The organism is Natronomonas gomsonensis (genome assembly GCF_013391635.1).
GTDB lineage: Archaea > Halobacteriota > Halobacteria > Halobacteriales > Haloarculaceae > Natronomonas > Natronomonas gomsonensis_A.
Genome location: NZ_JACAWU010000001.1, coordinates 1,325,424 through 1,341,108 on the forward strand (window position 1 = coordinate 1,325,424; position 15,685 = coordinate 1,341,108).

Consider the following 15,685-nt stretch of genomic DNA (forward strand, 5'->3'; position numbering starts at 1 on the left):
GCAGTACACTTCGCCCTGTGTTTCGAATATTTTTATTCACCGGCCACTACATCAGGACTGGCCAGTAGATATATATATTTGGAGATTCCCATACGCACGTTGGAGTGAACGACATGAATTCGACCATCATTATCGGCGGTGATGCGGCAGGATTGAGTGCAGCGAGCAAACTCAAGCGTGAAGACCCGGACCACGAAGTGATCGTCCTCGAACGTGGCGAGTGGGTTTCCTACGGGGCCTGCGGACTCCCGTACTACGTGAAAGGTGATATCGACAGTCTGGAAGATCTGGTCGTCATGGAAGCTGAGGAGTTCAGAAACGAACGCGACATCGACCTGCGGACCGATACCGAAGCGACCGCGATCGACGCCGATGACCGAACCGTTACCGCCGAATCGAACGGTGAAACGTTCGAACTTCCCTACGATAATCTCTTGATCGCGACGGGTGCTGGTGCGCTCACACCCCCGATCGAGGGAATCGACCTTACCGGCGTGTTCACGTTACAGTCAATGACTGCCGGACGGCAGATCAAACAGGTCCTCGAGGATGGACTCGAACACGACGGAGAACGAATCGAACCGGAGGCCGTCGGGATTGTCGGTGGCGGCTATATCGGCGTCGAGATGGCAGAAGCGTTCCACGAACGAGGGCTCGACGTCCACCTCTTCGAGATGCTGCCACACGTCTTGAATCCGTTCGGAGAACCGACCGCGCGCGTCGTCGAGGACCACCTGCGTGAAAAGGGTGTTACCGTTCATCTCGAGACGCCCGTAGAAGCGTTCCAGGGACGAAACGGACGGGTTGTCGGCGTGGCCACGCCTGAAAACACCGTTACGGTCGATTTCGCCCTCATGGGTGCAGGGGTCCATCCACGGACTGAACTCGCAGAAGAGGCCGGCGTCGAACTCGGGCAGTCCGGAGCGATTGCCACCGATAGATACGGGGAGACGAATCTGGACGACGTCTATGCAGCGGGCGACTGCGCGGAGGGGACTCACGTCGTCACCGGCGAGCCGGATCACGTTCCGCTCGCGCTAACCGCCAATAGACACGGACGGGCGATCGGAGCGTCACTTGCCGGGAACCGAACACGAACCGGCCCGATCGCGGGGACGGCCGTCCTGAAAGCGTTCGACCTCGAAGTGGCCAGAACCGGAATCGTCGATCCGGAACGTGCGGCCGAAGCTGGATTCGACCCGGTACAGAAAACGCTGGAGTTGCCCTCGCGCGCACACTACTATCCGGGTGGTTCGGAACTCACAGTAACCCTCGTCGCCGACAAAAATAGTGGTCGTCTCCTTGGAGCGAGTATGGTCGGCGAGGAAGGTGTGGCCCAGCGGATCAACTCCGTTGCCGCGGCGCTCCACACCGAAGTTACCGTCGGAGAACTGGAACAGTTCGACTTTGCGTACGCACCGGCGTACAGTCCGACCTGGGATCCAGTGTTAACCAGTGCGAAGGTCCTCAACGGTACGATCGATTCCAATTGAAATCTCGATGAAAGCCCGATAGCCGAACGAATCATCCCTCGGATCGGTAGTTGAATGCTGCCGCGTTTTGAGTTACTAACGTCCCGTAGAAATCGAGATATCGAGTAACCGTTTTGGGTTGAAAACACACCGAGAACGCTAGTGGTTGGCCATCCCCGTGAATCGTGCCGTAGCTTCGACTCGACCGGCAGGGAGAATGCCACCAGCAATCCACGTTGACCTCTCGGTTGCGACGACCAGAGTCAGGTTCTGACGGTTCTGCGACCAAACTTTTAATATCAATGGTTGACGATTTATACGAGATGCCCACCGCTCATCTCATCGCAGTCGGTGCCTCACCGCTGGGTAGGACGGACCTGCCTGGGCGTGACTTGTTCTCGAGGGCACTGGCCGAGGCGTTCGAGGAATTGCCAGATCCGGCCGATGTCGTCGACGGACTGTACGTCGGCGCCCAGTCCGAACGGTACGAGAACCAGATCATGCAGGGAACACTCATGGCCGAATGGGCCGGCCTGCGGAACGTCCCCGCAGAGCGTGTCGAGGCGTGTGCGGCCGCTGGCGCGCTCGCGCTCAAGAACGCAGTACGGGACGTTCGTGCGGGCGTCCACGACGCAGTGTTGGCCTGTGGCGTCGAAAAAATGACCGCCGGCGGGACTGAAGGTGCTACGAACGCGCTCGGTGCCGCCTTCGAGCGGGCCTTAGAACAGCGGTCCGGGATCACCGCACCCGCCACGTACGCCCTGCTCGCGCGGCGATACCTTCACGAAACCGACGCGACGGAACGAGACCTTGCCAGGATCGCCGTGAAGAACCACCGGAACGCGGCGTCCAATCCCCGGGCGATGTTCCAGGAGGCGGTTGATATCGAGACCGTGATGGACGCGGCCGACGTCGCCCCGCCGTTGAAGCTGTACGATTGTGCGCCGGTTACCGACGGTGCCGCGGCCGTGGTCGTCGCGAACGACGAGGTCGCGAACGATTTACTAGACCGTGAGGATGCGGTCCGGGTGACGGGCGTCGGCTCGGCGGCCAATAACCTTGCCGTCGCCGAACGGGATCTCACGTACGTCGAGGGTGCGAACGTCGCTGCCACGACCGCCTACGAGGAGGCCGGTGTCGATGCGTCTGACATCGATGTCGCGGAAGTCCACGACGCTTTCACCGTCTGTGAAGCACTCCTGGCCGAAGCCGCAGAGTTCGCCCCCAAGGGTCGCGGCATCGAGACCGTCGAGGACCCAAGCGACCGGTCGGCGGGCTGGACTGACGTCCAGATCAACACCAGCGGCGGACTGAAAGCCCGTGGGCACCCGATCGGGGCGACCGGGCTGTTGCAGGCGGTCGAGGCCTACGAACAGCTCACCGGACAAGCCGGCGATCGTCAGGTGTCCGACGCCGACACCGCGCTACTCATCAACGAAGGTGGCGTCGCTGACGCCCACACCGTTGCCCACGTCCTGACCAACCAATGACCGAGGAAAGTGATTCACCCATGACAGACACCGATTCCCCGACGACTGGACCGCTCGTACCGGAAGACATCACCGCCGACTCGCCGTTCACGCTGCCCGGCTTCTTCGACGCGTTAGCGGAGGGCCGGCTGGTGGGCGCGCGCTGTACGGAGTGTGACAGACACCTGCTGCCGCCCCGCCCAGCCTGTTACGGCTGCGGCAGCCGGGCAGTCACCCTCGAGGAACAGCCCCGGACCGGCGAGGTGATCTCGTACACGTCGGTCAACCGCCCCCCGTCTGCGTTCGCCCACTTGGCGCCGATCACCGTCGCGGTGGTCGAACTCGACTCCTCGGCTCGACTCACCGGTCGCGTCGACGCCCCGCTCGCGGACGTCACCATTGGCGACCGCGTCGAACTCCAAGTTCGTGATTCCGAGACGGTCGGTATCGACTCGGACTTCGACCTGTCCTACGAGGAGGAGTGGCCGGTCCACGTCTTCGAACTGGTCTGAGCGGACGGACCCCTAGCGATGTATTTTTGCAGTGAACACGTGACGTGACCGACGGGATTCTCGACTTCTCGGGATGTTCTGGGAAGCGTTCCTGAAGCGGTGACGCATTCGAAGCGCTCGGTGTGCCGACGGACATCTGGGAGGGTCGACCGCTCGTCTATCAATCGTACCCAAGACAGTGTGAGATGCGGTCTGTTTGCGTGCTCGCTATCGTTTTCCCTCTAGTACCTTCGCGGCGGTCAACACCGGGTCCCACGTCGTATTGAATGGGGGAGCATATGCGAGGTCGTAGTTCGAAAGATTGCCGAGAGTGATTCCTTCCGTCACCGCTCCGACAAGGGGGTGACTTCGATGGACGGCGCCCTCACCGTACTCGGAGACGAGACTGCCTCCCAGTACCCGTCCGGGTCTCCGGGTCGATGTCGACAACGTTGTGGCCCGTTCGGAGGTCGATATCTCGCTCCTGGCGGAACTCCTCGGGCGTGACAGACACGAGGTCTTCGAGCGACTGTATCTCGCCCAAACCTGCCGGAACCGGAACTACTAGAGTGTCCGCCCTCCTGCTTATCGACCGATTTGTTTGAGTAGTGTTCTATAATCTACTTGCACAACGTTTATCGCTTATGTACATAAGCGAATTAGTATAGCTGGAGCTTAATATAAGGATAATGGGGCGGTTGCATTATGCCTCTCAACTGTCCAGTGGAGACAGTAGTTTCGCCAGGTCGCGGCCGCTCCGTTCAGATGGACGAGCAGGAGCTCTTTCTTGTCAAATCCGTCGTGAACGGGAAACAGCAGTGTCGAATTGTCGGATACCCCCTTCGAGATTCGCGATACGACTCTCCGAATCCGCTGGCGGTTCGTAGTGACCGACGGGTGAAGCTCCTATCTTGCGGCGGCGTTCGCGGCCTCAGTCGAAGTGGGCACTGGTCGCGACGTCGCTTTCGGCACCGCCGACGACGAGGTCGCCGGTCGAGTCGGCTCCGAGGACGATGGTCCCACCGGCGAGGATGGGTGCGACCAACCCCGCGGCGACGACGCCCGGAGCGGTGAACGACCCTCGAACCGCGACCGTCGTGTCGGAGGCGAGTCCGTGGTCGTCGACCACTTCGGTTGCGGCACCGAGAACGTCGCCGTGGCTGTACGTCGCCTCGGGGGTCGCCAGCAACGGGTCAGCCGGTGTGACGTGGTCCGGGGGTTCCGTCGGATTCTCGCTCCACACGTCGCGCTCGAAGTACGAAACCGTGGGGTCGTCGGGTGGACTGCCGTAGGCGACTTGCTTCGTGGAGGGTCCGGCGTCGTACTCGCCGAGGTCGACTGTGGGGACGACGAGCGCGCGCGTGTCGTCCCCAACCGATTCGGCCGGGCCGAACCGAACGACACTCCCGAGCAGCGCGGCGCCGTAGAAGGTCAACACCGGTTCCGGAATCGGGTCGTCGGCGACGGCGACGCCCGCCCCGCTCCGGACGCCGAGGTGCCGAAGGAAGTTCCCGACTTTCCACGCGCTCGTACAGAACCGTCGGTAGTCGTAGGTTCGGCCGACTGCCGGCGCTCGAAGCGCGATGTCGGAGGTGCGGCGCTGTCGGTCGATTGCGTCCCCGAGTACGTCCATACACCGACTACGAACGCCGGGCGTTTATACTCCGCCGGGACGGTCCCGAGGCCATGGACGCACAACAACGAGTCGCGGCGTTCCTCGACGATACCGAGCTTCACGCACCGGCAGCGTACCGACTCCTCGATGTCGTCTCGGAACTCGGTGAGGTGTCGAAGGAGGTGTGTACGTCGACGGAGTACGGTGAAGACCCGTCGTCGGTGTCGGTTCCCGAGGACGAACTCGGGGACGCGCTGTTCGCGCTGCTAGCGCTGTGTTCGGAGCTCGGCGTGGACGCCGAGACGGCACTCGAAACCTCGCTGTCGAAGTACGAGGGCCGACTCGACGACACCGGACGCGCTGGAAGCGGCGAGTAGGTAGCGAACAGGCGGCGTTCTGTGCGATTGTCTCCCGTATCCGACGACCTGCCGCACGGTAGCCGAATGGCCGTCGGTTGCTGGTCAGCGCATACGGCCGGTGGTTCCGTTCTGGTATATGAATGCTCGGACGAGCTGGTGGTTCGAAGTGCGGCCAGTAGAGCATCCGCGAGGGAGCGGAGCGACCGAGCGGTTCGCCGTGCGCCGCAGGCGCGCGGGACCGAGGGCCGACCATCGGGAGGCCCGACGTGTCTTTTTCATGAACGTTTTTGCCGGCGGGCCGCAGGCCCGCCGTGCAAAAAGGTTCAACCGAAGTTCTCGGCCTTCGCCGCGTCGGGGTCGCCGCCGGCGGCCTCGATTGCGGCGGTGGCGTCCTCGAGGAAGTCGGCGAAGCCGTAGACGAACACCTGTTCGCCGTCGGCGTTCGTCAGCACGTCCGCGACGGCGTCGGTGAGCGATTCGTCTTCGAAGAGGACGAACACCGACGCTCCGGCGTTGGCGATGTTCGAGAGGCGGTCCTCGTGGAGCGGGGTGTCGTCGCGGTAGACGATTGCGGCCTCGTTGCCCTCTGCGAGTGCGCGCTCGGCGATGGCGACCGCTGGACCGATACCGGGGCCGCCGGCGAGGACGATTGCTCGATTCTCGCTTTCGTAATAGTCGTCGCCGAAGGGGCCGGTAATCGTCACGGTGTCGCCGGCGTCGAGGTTCAGGAGGTACTCGCTGAACGCCCCGCCCTCCTCGGGGTCGTAACTGATGGTGAACTCGAATGTGTCGTCGGTGTTCGGCGAGGAGACGGTGTAGAACCGCGATTCCTCTTCGCCGCCGACGGTGGCGGTGAGTTTGACGAACTGTCCCGGTTCGGCGTCGAACGCCGCCGGGGTATCGAGGTCGATGGCGACTGCGTCGGGGCCGACCTCGTGGACGGCAGCGACGGTCGTCTCGATGGGGTCCATGTACGGTATGGGCTTCCCCGCCGGCAAGGCGCTTTCGAAGCCGCATCCGGAAATCAAATATAAACGCGTGTGAAGTTTTCCCTCGGTAGTCGTTGAAAGTCGCTTTCGAGGGCTGTAGTCCGGAAAACCGCTCAACTGCGGCAATATTCAGAAGGCTTAACGTCCGCCGCGCAGAACCCCGATGTAGTATGCCAGAGGACCTCAACTGGGCCGTCGGCGGCGAAGCCGGCGACGGGATCGACTCGACCGGGAAGATCTTTGCCCAGGCGCTCTCACGTGCGGGGCGCCACGTCTTTACCTCGAAGGACTTCGCCTCACGAATCCGTGGCGGATACACGGCGTATAAGGTACGGACGTCGGTCGACCGCGTCGAGAGTGTCGTCGACAGACTCGATATCCTGATTGCGCTGACAGAGCGAACCGTCAACGAAAACCTCGACGAACTCCACGAGGACTCCGTCATCATCTACGACGGCGAGCGGACGATGATGAAGGACTTCGAGGCCCCCGGCGAGATGACAGGGCTCGACGTGCCGCTGAAGCGTCTCGCCGAGGACGCCGGTGGCGCCATCATGCGCAACATCGTTGCGCTCGGTGCCGCGTGTGAGGTTACCGGTTTCAACATCGAGTACCTCGACGAGTCGCTGGAGAAGCGCTTCGGCGGGAAAGGCGAGGCTATCGTCGAGAACAACAAGAAGGCGGCCCGCCTCGGTGCGGATTTCGTTCGCGAGGAGACGGACCTCTCGACGGACGATGACCTCGAGACGACGGACAACGACTACGTCCTCCTGAACGGCGACGAAGCCATCGGGATGGGCGCTCTCGCCGGCGGCTGTCGGTTCTACGCCGGCTACCCCATCACACCCGCGACGGACGTGATGGAGTACCTGAAGGGCCGCATCGAGGACTACGGTGGCGTCGTCGTCCAAGCCGAAGACGAGCTGTCGGCGGTCAACATGGCGCTCGGCGGTGCGCGTGCGGGCGCCCGTTCGATGACTGCCACTTCCGGACCCGGCATCGACCTGATGACGGAGACGTTCGGACTGGTCGCCACCTCGGAGACGCCGCTGGTCATCTGTAACGTGATGCGGTCGGGTCCCTCGACGGGAATGCCGACCAAACAGGAGCAGGGCGACCTCAATCAGATGGTGTACGGCGGTCACGGTGAGGTACCGCGGTTCGTGCTGGCGCCGACGACGATTTCGGAGTGTTTCCACAAGACCGTCGAGGCGTTCAACCTCGCCGAGAAGTACCAACTCCCCGTCTACCTCACGGCCGACCTCGCACTCGCTGTCACCGAACAGACCTTCGAACCCGAGGCGTTCGACATGGACGAGGTCGAAATCGACCGCGGAAAGGTCGTCGACGAGGAGAACATCGAGGAGTGGCAAAACGAGAAAGGGCAGTTCAAACCCCACGCGCTCACCGACGACGGCGTCAGTCCGCGTTCGTTCCCCGGCACGGAGGGTGGCGCCCACATGTCCACCGGCCTCGAACACGACGAACTGGGCCGACGGACGGAGGACACCGACATGCGCGTCGAGCAGGTCGACAAACGCGACCGCAAGGTCGAAACCGCAATCGAGCGGGAGAACTTCGACTACCGCGAATTCGGTGACGCCGACGCCGACACGCTCATCGTCTCGTGGGGTTCCAACGAGGGCGCGATGCTCGAAGCGATGGACTTCCTCGAAGACGACGGCATCGACGTGCGATTCATTTCGGTGCCGTACATCTTCCCGCGGCCGGACCTCACCGAGGAGTTCGAGGCCGCCGAGGAGGTCATCGTCGTCGAGTGTAACGCGACGGGTCAGTTCGCCGACCTCGTCGAACACGACACCCTCACGCGCGTCGAGCGCATCAACAAGTACAACGGCGTCCGCTTCAAGGCGGACGAACTCGCCGACGAGGTCAAAGCGGCCCTCGGCGAGGCGACGGAGGTGGAAGCATAATGAGCTCCGACATTCGATTCACGGATTTCAAATCCGACAAACAGCCCACGTGGTGTCCCGGTTGCGGTGACTTCGGGACGATGAACGGTATGATGAAAGCGCTGGCCGAGACGGGCAACGACCCCGACAACACGTTCGTCGTCGCCGGCATCGGCTGCTCCGGCAAAATCGGGACGTACATGCACTCGTATGCGCTGCACGGCGTCCACGGCCGCGCCCTGCCCGTCGGAACGGGCGTGAAGATGGCCAACCCGGACCTCGAAGTGATGGTCGCGGGCGGCGACGGCGACGGCTACTCCATCGGGGCCGGCCACTTCGTCCACGCCGTCCGCCGGAACGTCGACATGACGTACGTCGTCATGGACAACCGCATCTACGGCCTGACGAAGGGGCAGTTCTCGCCGACCAGCCGTGAGGACTTCGAGACCTCCACGTCGCCGGACGGGACGAACCAACAGCCCGTCAACCCCCTCGCACTCGCGCTCGCCGCAGGCGGGACGTTCATCGCGCAGTCGTTCTCCTCGGACAGTCAGCGACACGCCGAAATCGTCCAGAAGGCTATCGAACACGACGGCTTCGGCTTCGTGAACGTCTACTCGCCGTGTGTGACGTTCAACGACGTCGACACCTACGACTACTTCCGCGACGCCATCGTCGACGTGGCCGACGACGACTTCGATCACGACCCCTCCGACTACGACGCCGCCAAGGACCTCATCATGGATCGCGGCAAGGAGTATCAGGGCGTCATCTACCAAGACGACAGCTCCGTCGGCTTCGAGAAGCGCGAGGGCATCGAGGCACCGATGAACGACATCCCCGACGGCGCGCCCGACGACGCGATGGACCTCGTCCGCGAATTTTACTAAACCCACTTTTTGCACGCTCCGGCGGTTCGGCGCGGAACGCGCCGAACACGCCTCCGCGGCAAAAACTTGGGGAAAATATGCGCGACTCGTTCCTGTCGCGCGGCTTCGCCGCGCGGTAGTCACTCGTCGCTACCGGCGGCGAAGCCGCCGGCGAACCGCTCGCGCCTCCGGCGCTCGCGGATGCTTCTATTGGACTAACTCCGATAGCAGGTCGATTCTCGCCTCGGTTTCGGCGATCAGTTCCTCGACAACCTCGTCGGCTGGCTGTACCTCGTCGGTGAGGCCGCTGCTCTGTCCCGCATACAGCGCCAGCGCGTCGAGGTCCCCCTCGACTCCCTCCATCGGGAGGTCGTCGCCGTAGCGCACGATGGGGTGGCCACCGGGGTACTCGGCGATTGTCTCGCCCTCGCCGGGGCGGTCGCCGGGTGCGGGACGTCCCGCCTCCTCCCACGCTTCCGTAGTGCTGTTGTGGAGGACGCGGTGAGGGGTTCCCTTCCAGCCGGCGTCGAACAGTTCTGAGTACAGCGTTTCGGTCTCCTCGGCGTCGACGATGCGCTCCCGATAGTGGTCCTCGACGGCGGCTTCCTCGGTAGCGACGAATCGAGTGCCGAGCCACGCGCCATCGGCCCCCGCGGCGAGGACGGCGGCGACACCGCGGCCGTCGGCGATGCCGCCGGCGGCGACGACTGGCACGTCGACGGCGTCGGCTACGCGCGGGACGAGCGGCAGGGTGGCGACCTCGCTTTGGACGTGCCCGCCGGCTTCCCAGGCCTGTGCGACGATTACATCCGCGCCGGCCGCCGCGGCCGTCTCGGCCTCCTCGGCGCTGCCGACGGTGACGAGTACCGACGCGCCTCCGTCGTGGACGCGGTCGACGTACGGTGTCGCATCGCCAAACGAGAAGGAGACGGCGGGGACGCCGGCACCGAGGACGGCATCGAGGTGGTCCTCGGTTGCGACCTCCTTGGCTTCGGGGTCGAGGACGACGTTGACGGCGAAGGGGCGGTCGGTCCGCTCGCGGGTTCGCTCGACGAATTCGGCTGCTCGGTCGGGCGGCCGCCACGTCACCGCTAGCGTCCCGAGGCCGCCGGCGTTCGACACCGCCGCGGCCAGTTCCGAGCTGGTCGCGCTCCCGATGGGTGCCTGAACGATTGGGTACTCGATTTCGAGGGCCTCACACAGCGGGGTCGAGAGAGTCACGCTGGAGGGGTCGATGGCCGAGCGAAAAAGCGTGCCGGCGTACGTCAGTGCTCGACGAACTCGATGAGGACGCCACCGGTCGATTTCGGGTGGAGGAAGGCAACGTCGTGGCCCCACGCGCCCGGGCGCGGTTCCTCGTCTATCAACTCGACACCGGCTGATTCAGCGCGTTCTAGGGCCGCGTCTATGTCGTCGGTTTCCAGAGCGATGTGGTGGAGGCCGGGGCCGTTGTTCTCCAGATACTTCGAGATGGTTCCCTCCTCTTGGGGTTCGAGCAGTTCGAAGTAGCCGTTCTCCAGTTCCAGAAAGATAACTCGGAGGTCCCCGAACCGTTCCTCGTGGGCGATGTCACAGCCGAAGATGTCCTCGTAGCGGAAGGCGAGGCTCTCGGCGTTCTCGGTGGCGACACCGGCGTGGTCGAAGCGCATACGTTGGTGTCGAGGTCCGGGGAGAAATAACCTCCCGACTCATTGGGAGTCTCGTAGGAGTGCATCGTTTCCGAACGACGAATCGAGAGGCAGCGCCGGATGACGGGATTCGAACCCGTCGCTTGGCTACGAGACTCCCTATCAGACGCCGGCGCGGTACTCGCCGAAGACGTCGCGCATCGCGTTGCAGATTTCGCCCGTCGTCGCGTAGGCCTTCACCGCGTCGACGATGTATGGCATGACGTTTTCGTCACCTTCGGCGGCTGCCTTGAGGTCGGCGAGGGCGTCGTCGACGGCGGCCTGGTCGCGGTCGCCGCGAATCGCCTGGACGCGTTCTTTCTGTTGCTGTTGTTCCTCCTCGGAGACCTCCTCGATGTCCTCTTTGGGGTCTTCGTCGACCTGATACTCGTTGACGCCGACGATGATTCGCTCGCCCGTCTCGATTTCGCGTTGGCGCTCGAAGGCGACGTCCTGAATCTCACCCTGAACCCAGCCGCTCTCGACGGCCTTCCGCATCCCGCCGCGGTCGTCGATGTCGTCGAGGATGTCGAAGGCCTCGCTTTCGAGTTCGTCGGTTAGGCTCTCGACGTAGTACGAGCCCGCAAGCGGGTCGATGGTGTCTGCGGCGCCGGATTCGTGGGCGAGGATTTGCTGGGTCCGGAGGGCGGTGCGGACGGATTTCTCTGTCGGGAGGCTGAGCGCCTCGTCTTTGCCGTTGGTGTGGAGGCTCTGGGTGCCACCGAGGACGGCGGCAAGTGCCTGATACGCCACGCGGACGACGTTGTTTTCGACCTGCTGGGCGGTCAGCGTCGACCCGGCGGTCTGGGTGTGGAACTTCAGTTGCTTGGAGGCAGGGTTCTCGGCGTCGAAGCGCTCCTCCATGATTCGGTACCACATGCGACGTGCGGCGCGGAACTTCGCGACCTCCTCTAAGACGTTGTTGTGGGCGTTGAAAAAGAAGGAGAGCTGGGGAGCGAACTCGTCGACGTCGAGGCCGGCGTCGATGGCGGCTTCGACGTACTCGACGCCGTCGGCGAGGGTGAACGCGATTTCCTGTGCGGCGGTCGCGCCCGCTTCGCGGATGTGATAGCCCGAAATCGAGATGGTGTTGAAGTTCGGCACCTCGTCGGCGCAGAACTCGAAGATGTCCGTGATGATGCGCATCGAGGGCTCTGGCGGGAAGATGTAGGTGTTGCGGGCGATGTACTCCTTGAGGATGTCGTTCTGGATGGTCCCGCGCAACTCCTCGCGGTCGACGCCCTGTCGGTCGCCGACGGCGATGTACATCGCCAACAGCACCGACGCGGGGGCGTTGATGGTCATCGAGGTCGAGACCTCGTCCAGCGGGATGCCCCCGAAGACAGTTTCCATGTCGTCGAGGGAATCGATGGCGACGCCGCTTTTGCCGACCTCGCCTTCGGCCATCTCGCTATCGGAGTCGTAGCCCATCTGCGTCGGCAAGTCGAAGGCCATCGAGAGGCCGGTCTGGCCCTCGTCCATCAGGTAGTTGAACCGCTCGTTGGTCTCGCTGGCGGTGCCCATGCCGGCGTACTGCCGCATCGTCCACAGCCGGCCGCGGTGCATCGTCGAGTAGACGCCGCGGGTGTACGGGGACTCGCCGGGGAAGCCGATGTCCTCGTCGTAGTCGATGTCGGCGATGTCGGCGGGGGTGTAGAGGGGGTCGACCTCTTGGCCGCCGGTGTCGGTCGTGAACTGCTCTTTGCGCTCCCCGAAGCGCTCGACGGTGGGGCCAAAGGTGTCGTCTTTCCAGTCCTCGTGGCCCTCGCGGATGGCTTCGAGGTCGTCGGGGTCGAACATTATTAGAGAAAGGGGTCGGACGGGGCTTAAGGGTTGGCGAGATGGTACTGAGACCGCTGCTCAAAATGTAATCGCTAAACGGCATATAGGGGCGCGTCACGAACCTCAAGTCCTGACACCGCGTGGCTCACAGCAAGCTGACAGTGAAAATATGTCTCCGGTGACCATACTGGAATTACGACTATTCCGAAACCTGGCTTAGAATGTCCTCAGTCGGCCTTTTCATCGTTGTCTTCACTTTCGATGTCTTCGAACTTCACGAAATTGGTGGTATCACAGGGGGCACTGCTCGCAGATGGATGAAGGTCAAGCAGTTCACCCGAACCTGAACTTGCAGTTCCGGAATTTCCACCGTCCTGTCTCCAGAACGATGTACCTGATTTGACGATAACGGACTTGACTTCATTATGGCCGGTGTACTCCCAATCGATACTGACCGGTTCGCTGTCGTCGTTCGATTCGATATTCGTAATATCGATGTCCTCAGTATTGTCGATACCACAAAACGCGACGAAGCTGATTTCACTGCCTGACACACCAACATCAACGCCCTCACACGTCACTTTCACTGGTCTGTCAAGTTCTCCAGAGACTTCATCACCCGTTCCGATGGCGGTAACCGTGAATTCAGCGCTTCGAGTGTCGTCCTCAACGGAGACCTCACATTCGAAGACGGCGTCGAAATCTTGGTGATCTCCCGGACCGAGTTCGACAGGCTGTTCGCTGCCATCTGTTGGCTCGTATTCGACTCCGACTTCGTCGTCACCGTCGATTTCGACCTCGACAGGAACAGTGAACTTGTTCGTTATCGTGGCGACCTCTTCGTCTCGGCGGTCCAAACCGCTACTTGGGTCAGTATCTTGTGGTCCGGCGGAAACCTCTTCGTCGTACTCCAAGCCGACATAGGCGCTTTCGTCTTCGACTATTTTCACCGTCACGGAGCGATTAGCTTCGACGCTTGAGAACGCTCCTGAGCCAATAATTGTGCTTCCGCTCGCGGTGAATGCGCCCATCGAGGCGAGAACGCTGCGGCGCTTCATTCGTCACACACCTCGTATTTCTCGGAGCCGATTCGATTCCGTGCGGCGTCGTAGGTGTGAACCGCAGCGGAGACAGCGAACAGCGCGATGAGAATCACAGAGAGTCCAAGACCGGACAGTTCACCGAAGGGGTACACACCCACCCACACGGCGGCGACGAGCGCCGCCCCCACCGCCGACAGGCCGAGATAGTACTCGCTCCACGGGATGTCGTTGTGCGGGACGAACTCCAGATACATCTGGACTTCGCGTGCGTCCTCGGTCAACTCCACCTCCCCGCGCATGTGTTCGTACTCGATGATGCCAGCTTCGTCGAGCTTCGGGAGGTGATTCTGCCGGAGTGCGGTGTAGACGCGCTTGCGCTCGGCGCTGTCGATCTGTGCCGTCGAGGTGTCGTTCTCCCACGCGGTGACGTGGTCGACGAGCTCGCGCAACTCGACCCGACGGTCGTCCTGTTGTTTGAGATATTGCAGCGCACAGCGGCGCCGGGCGTTACTGAGCACCTCGAAGACCTCGTCGCGCGGCAGCGACGACGCGTTATCAGAGGGCGACACCGAATCGGAGAGTGTGGTTCCTTTGAGACTCATGTTCCCCCACCAGAGGACTACAATTGTCTGACGCAGGTCGCACTAATTAAACCCTGCGATGGTTTTGCGGTTTGAGCCCGAATTCGGGTGCTAATTCGACTGCAGTATTGCGGTTTTGGATGGTTAGTATATAATTGGTAGGTGATTAGGGGTGGGCTATTTATAAGATGGATTTGCAATTCTCGAACCGCGGTTTCGGACCTGTGACTGGCTCGGAAAATCTATGATTAGTAGTGCGAAATAATATTGCCAATTCTCGCGCGCTCTCGGAAAATCGACAGACTGCGGTCAATTCTGATTTCGATGGCTGTCTGTTGGGCGCGGATTCGAATTCGAGCCACGGAACGCACGGTTCGTCAGCGCCGAAACGAGCCGGATAGCACTCAATTTCTCGGTAAAATCGCTATTAATGGCTGATTAAGCGTCTTTGAGCGGTGTTTCAGGATAGGGCTGTGAGCGATTCAGCCCTGCGCTGTCTGTTCGCAGGTCGGGGCTGTGTTCGATTCTGCCAGTGCATACAGAAGGGGGTGCCACTACTGGGGTAGAGTAAGCGCGGAGCCACTGACGCCCGGTCGGTCGATGTGAGGTGTGGGGGCGTGGGGCCGCGCGGAAACCAAGGTGAAACAACATGGAACGACGCAAATTCTTGATTGGTGCGGGTAGTGCAGCAGTGGGAGCGAGTGCGCTCGTCGGCTCGGGCGCGTTTACGAGTGTGAGTGCTGACCGGACCGTTTCGGTGAACACCACCGACGATGCGAACGCCCTGCTCTCGATGGATGCATCCAATTCTGAGAACGGAGAATATACCGAAGTCAATACAGATGGGTCAATCGAAGTCGGGTTGACGGATAGCGCCAATTACAGTAAAAACGGAGATGGTAGCGACAACGCGGATGGTGTCAACCCTGACGCCCTCACCCGAATTTTTGATATTTTCGCTATCAAAAACCAAGGTACGCAACCTGTCTTTGTGTACGTTGAGCCGACAAGCGTTAAAGCGACTGACAGCGGAACTACCCTCAATAATGGCAAACATCAAGATAGTGACTTCTATATCGACCCGCAGGCTACCGACCGACCGAATGGTACCTACGACACGGGCCCGCATGATGACCTGAACAATCCTAACCAGATTCAGGATGAGGTTAGTCTAACAGGTCGGTATACTACGGGTTTCCCAGAAGACGACCTCGCAGACTACCCTGCTGATGCTTTCAAACTCAATGTTGGTCAGTCGTTCAACTTCGGCCTCTACATTAAAGGTGGAGACGGCTCCTTTGACAGCGATATCACGATGACTATCGACGCGGTCGATTACGACCTAGTCAGTCCTTCGGAGTAATTCTGGCATAGTCTTTCGATACCCACGCTGGCGCACGGTGGTTCGATTCCACCGGTGGGTTTCCCAACACGG

At 61.7% G+C, this 15,685-nt stretch carries 14 protein-coding genes and 1 pseudogene; 7 read left to right on the plus strand and 8 right to left on the minus strand.

The window, feature by feature from the left end:
* The first annotated feature begins 113 nt into the window (after positions 1–113).
* The 3 genes from HWX69_RS06930 to HWX69_RS06940 all read left to right on the plus strand — a co-directional run bounded on the left by HWX69_RS06930 (position 114) and on the right by HWX69_RS06940 (position 3,453).
* A complete protein-coding gene (locus tag HWX69_RS06930) occupies positions 114–1,493 on the plus strand; it encodes an FAD-dependent oxidoreductase (protein ID WP_178916351.1) in 1,380 nt (459 codons plus the stop codon).
* A gap of 302 nt (positions 1,494–1,795) precedes the next feature.
* Positions 1,796–2,962, plus strand: a complete 1,167-nt coding sequence (locus HWX69_RS06935; RefSeq protein WP_178916352.1) for a thiolase C-terminal domain-containing protein — start codon at positions 1,796–1,798, stop codon at positions 2,960–2,962.
* A gap of 20 nt (positions 2,963–2,982) precedes the next feature.
* Positions 2,983–3,453: a Zn-ribbon domain-containing OB-fold protein gene (locus tag HWX69_RS06940; RefSeq protein WP_178916353.1), complete on the plus strand. Its 471-nt coding sequence runs from the start codon at positions 2,983–2,985 to the stop codon at positions 3,451–3,453.
* Positions 3,454–3,660: 207 nt separating this feature from the next.
* Here HWX69_RS06940 and HWX69_RS18360 read toward each other — a convergent pair.
* Positions 3,661–3,867, minus strand: a pseudogene (locus HWX69_RS18360) (FAD-dependent oxidoreductase); the annotation flags it as partial.
* 496 nt (positions 3,868–4,363) lie between these two features.
* Positions 4,364–5,065, minus strand: coding sequence for an acyl-CoA synthetase family protein (locus HWX69_RS06945; RefSeq protein WP_178916354.1), 702 nt, complete (start codon positions 5,063–5,065; stop codon positions 4,364–4,366).
* A gap of 53 nt (positions 5,066–5,118) precedes the next feature.
* Between HWX69_RS06945 and HWX69_RS06950 the strand changes: the two genes are divergently transcribed.
* On the plus strand, positions 5,119–5,424 hold the full coding sequence (locus tag HWX69_RS06950; RefSeq protein WP_178916355.1) for a MazG nucleotide pyrophosphohydrolase domain-containing protein: 306 nt from the start codon (positions 5,119–5,121) through the stop codon (positions 5,422–5,424).
* Positions 5,425–5,729: 305 nt separating this feature from the next.
* Here the strand turns inward: HWX69_RS06950 and HWX69_RS06955 are convergent, their stop codons facing one another.
* Positions 5,730–6,377 carry an FAD-dependent oxidoreductase gene (locus tag HWX69_RS06955; protein WP_178916356.1) on the minus strand — a complete coding sequence of 216 codons (648 nt, stop codon included), beginning with the start codon at positions 6,375–6,377 and terminating at the stop codon, positions 5,730–5,732.
* Positions 6,378–6,565: 188 nt separating this feature from the next.
* Here HWX69_RS06955 and HWX69_RS06960 point away from each other — a divergent pair, with 188 nt between their 5' ends.
* Both HWX69_RS06960 and HWX69_RS06965 read left to right on the plus strand, forming a co-directional pair.
* Complete coding sequence (locus HWX69_RS06960) at positions 6,566–8,329, plus strand: 2-oxoacid:acceptor oxidoreductase subunit alpha (protein WP_178916357.1); 1,764 nt, start codon at positions 6,566–6,568, stop codon at positions 8,327–8,329.
* Positions 8,329–9,198, plus strand: coding sequence for a 2-oxoacid:ferredoxin oxidoreductase subunit beta (locus HWX69_RS06965; RefSeq protein WP_178916358.1), 870 nt, complete (start codon positions 8,329–8,331; stop codon positions 9,196–9,198). Before HWX69_RS06960 ends, HWX69_RS06965 begins: the two co-directional genes overlap by 1 nt.
* A 186-nt stretch (positions 9,199–9,384) precedes the next feature.
* On the opposite strand, the gene HWX69_RS06970 is transcribed toward HWX69_RS06965, so the two are convergent.
* The 5 genes from HWX69_RS06970 to HWX69_RS06990 form a co-directional block, all read right to left on the minus strand.
* Positions 9,385–10,413 carry a nitronate monooxygenase gene (locus HWX69_RS06970; protein WP_178916628.1) on the minus strand — a complete coding sequence of 343 codons (1,029 nt, stop codon included), beginning with the start codon at positions 10,411–10,413 and terminating at the stop codon, positions 9,385–9,387.
* A gap of 29 nt (positions 10,414–10,442) precedes the next feature.
* The gene (gene mce, locus HWX69_RS06975; RefSeq protein ID WP_178916359.1) at positions 10,443–10,826 is read right to left on the minus strand and encodes a methylmalonyl-CoA epimerase; all 384 of its coding nucleotides are present in this window, start codon (positions 10,824–10,826) and stop codon (positions 10,443–10,445) included.
* 141 nt (positions 10,827–10,967) lie between these two features.
* Positions 10,968–12,644, minus strand: a complete 1,677-nt coding sequence (locus HWX69_RS06980; protein WP_178916360.1) for an acyl-CoA mutase large subunit family protein — start codon at positions 12,642–12,644, stop codon at positions 10,968–10,970.
* A gap of 209 nt (positions 12,645–12,853) precedes the next feature.
* Positions 12,854–13,684, minus strand: coding sequence for a hypothetical protein (locus HWX69_RS06985; protein ID WP_178916361.1), 831 nt, complete (start codon positions 13,682–13,684; stop codon positions 12,854–12,856).
* Positions 13,681–14,271: a DUF7344 domain-containing protein gene (locus tag HWX69_RS06990; protein WP_178916362.1), complete on the minus strand. Its 591-nt coding sequence runs from the start codon at positions 14,269–14,271 to the stop codon at positions 13,681–13,683. The genes HWX69_RS06985 and HWX69_RS06990 overlap by 4 nt, the downstream gene beginning before the upstream one ends.
* Before the next feature lie 628 nt (positions 14,272–14,899).
* Here HWX69_RS06990 and HWX69_RS06995 point away from each other — a divergent pair.
* A complete protein-coding gene (locus HWX69_RS06995; protein WP_178916363.1) occupies positions 14,900–15,613 on the plus strand; it encodes a hypothetical protein in 714 nt (237 codons plus the stop codon).
* Positions 15,614–15,685 lie beyond the last annotated feature (72 nt).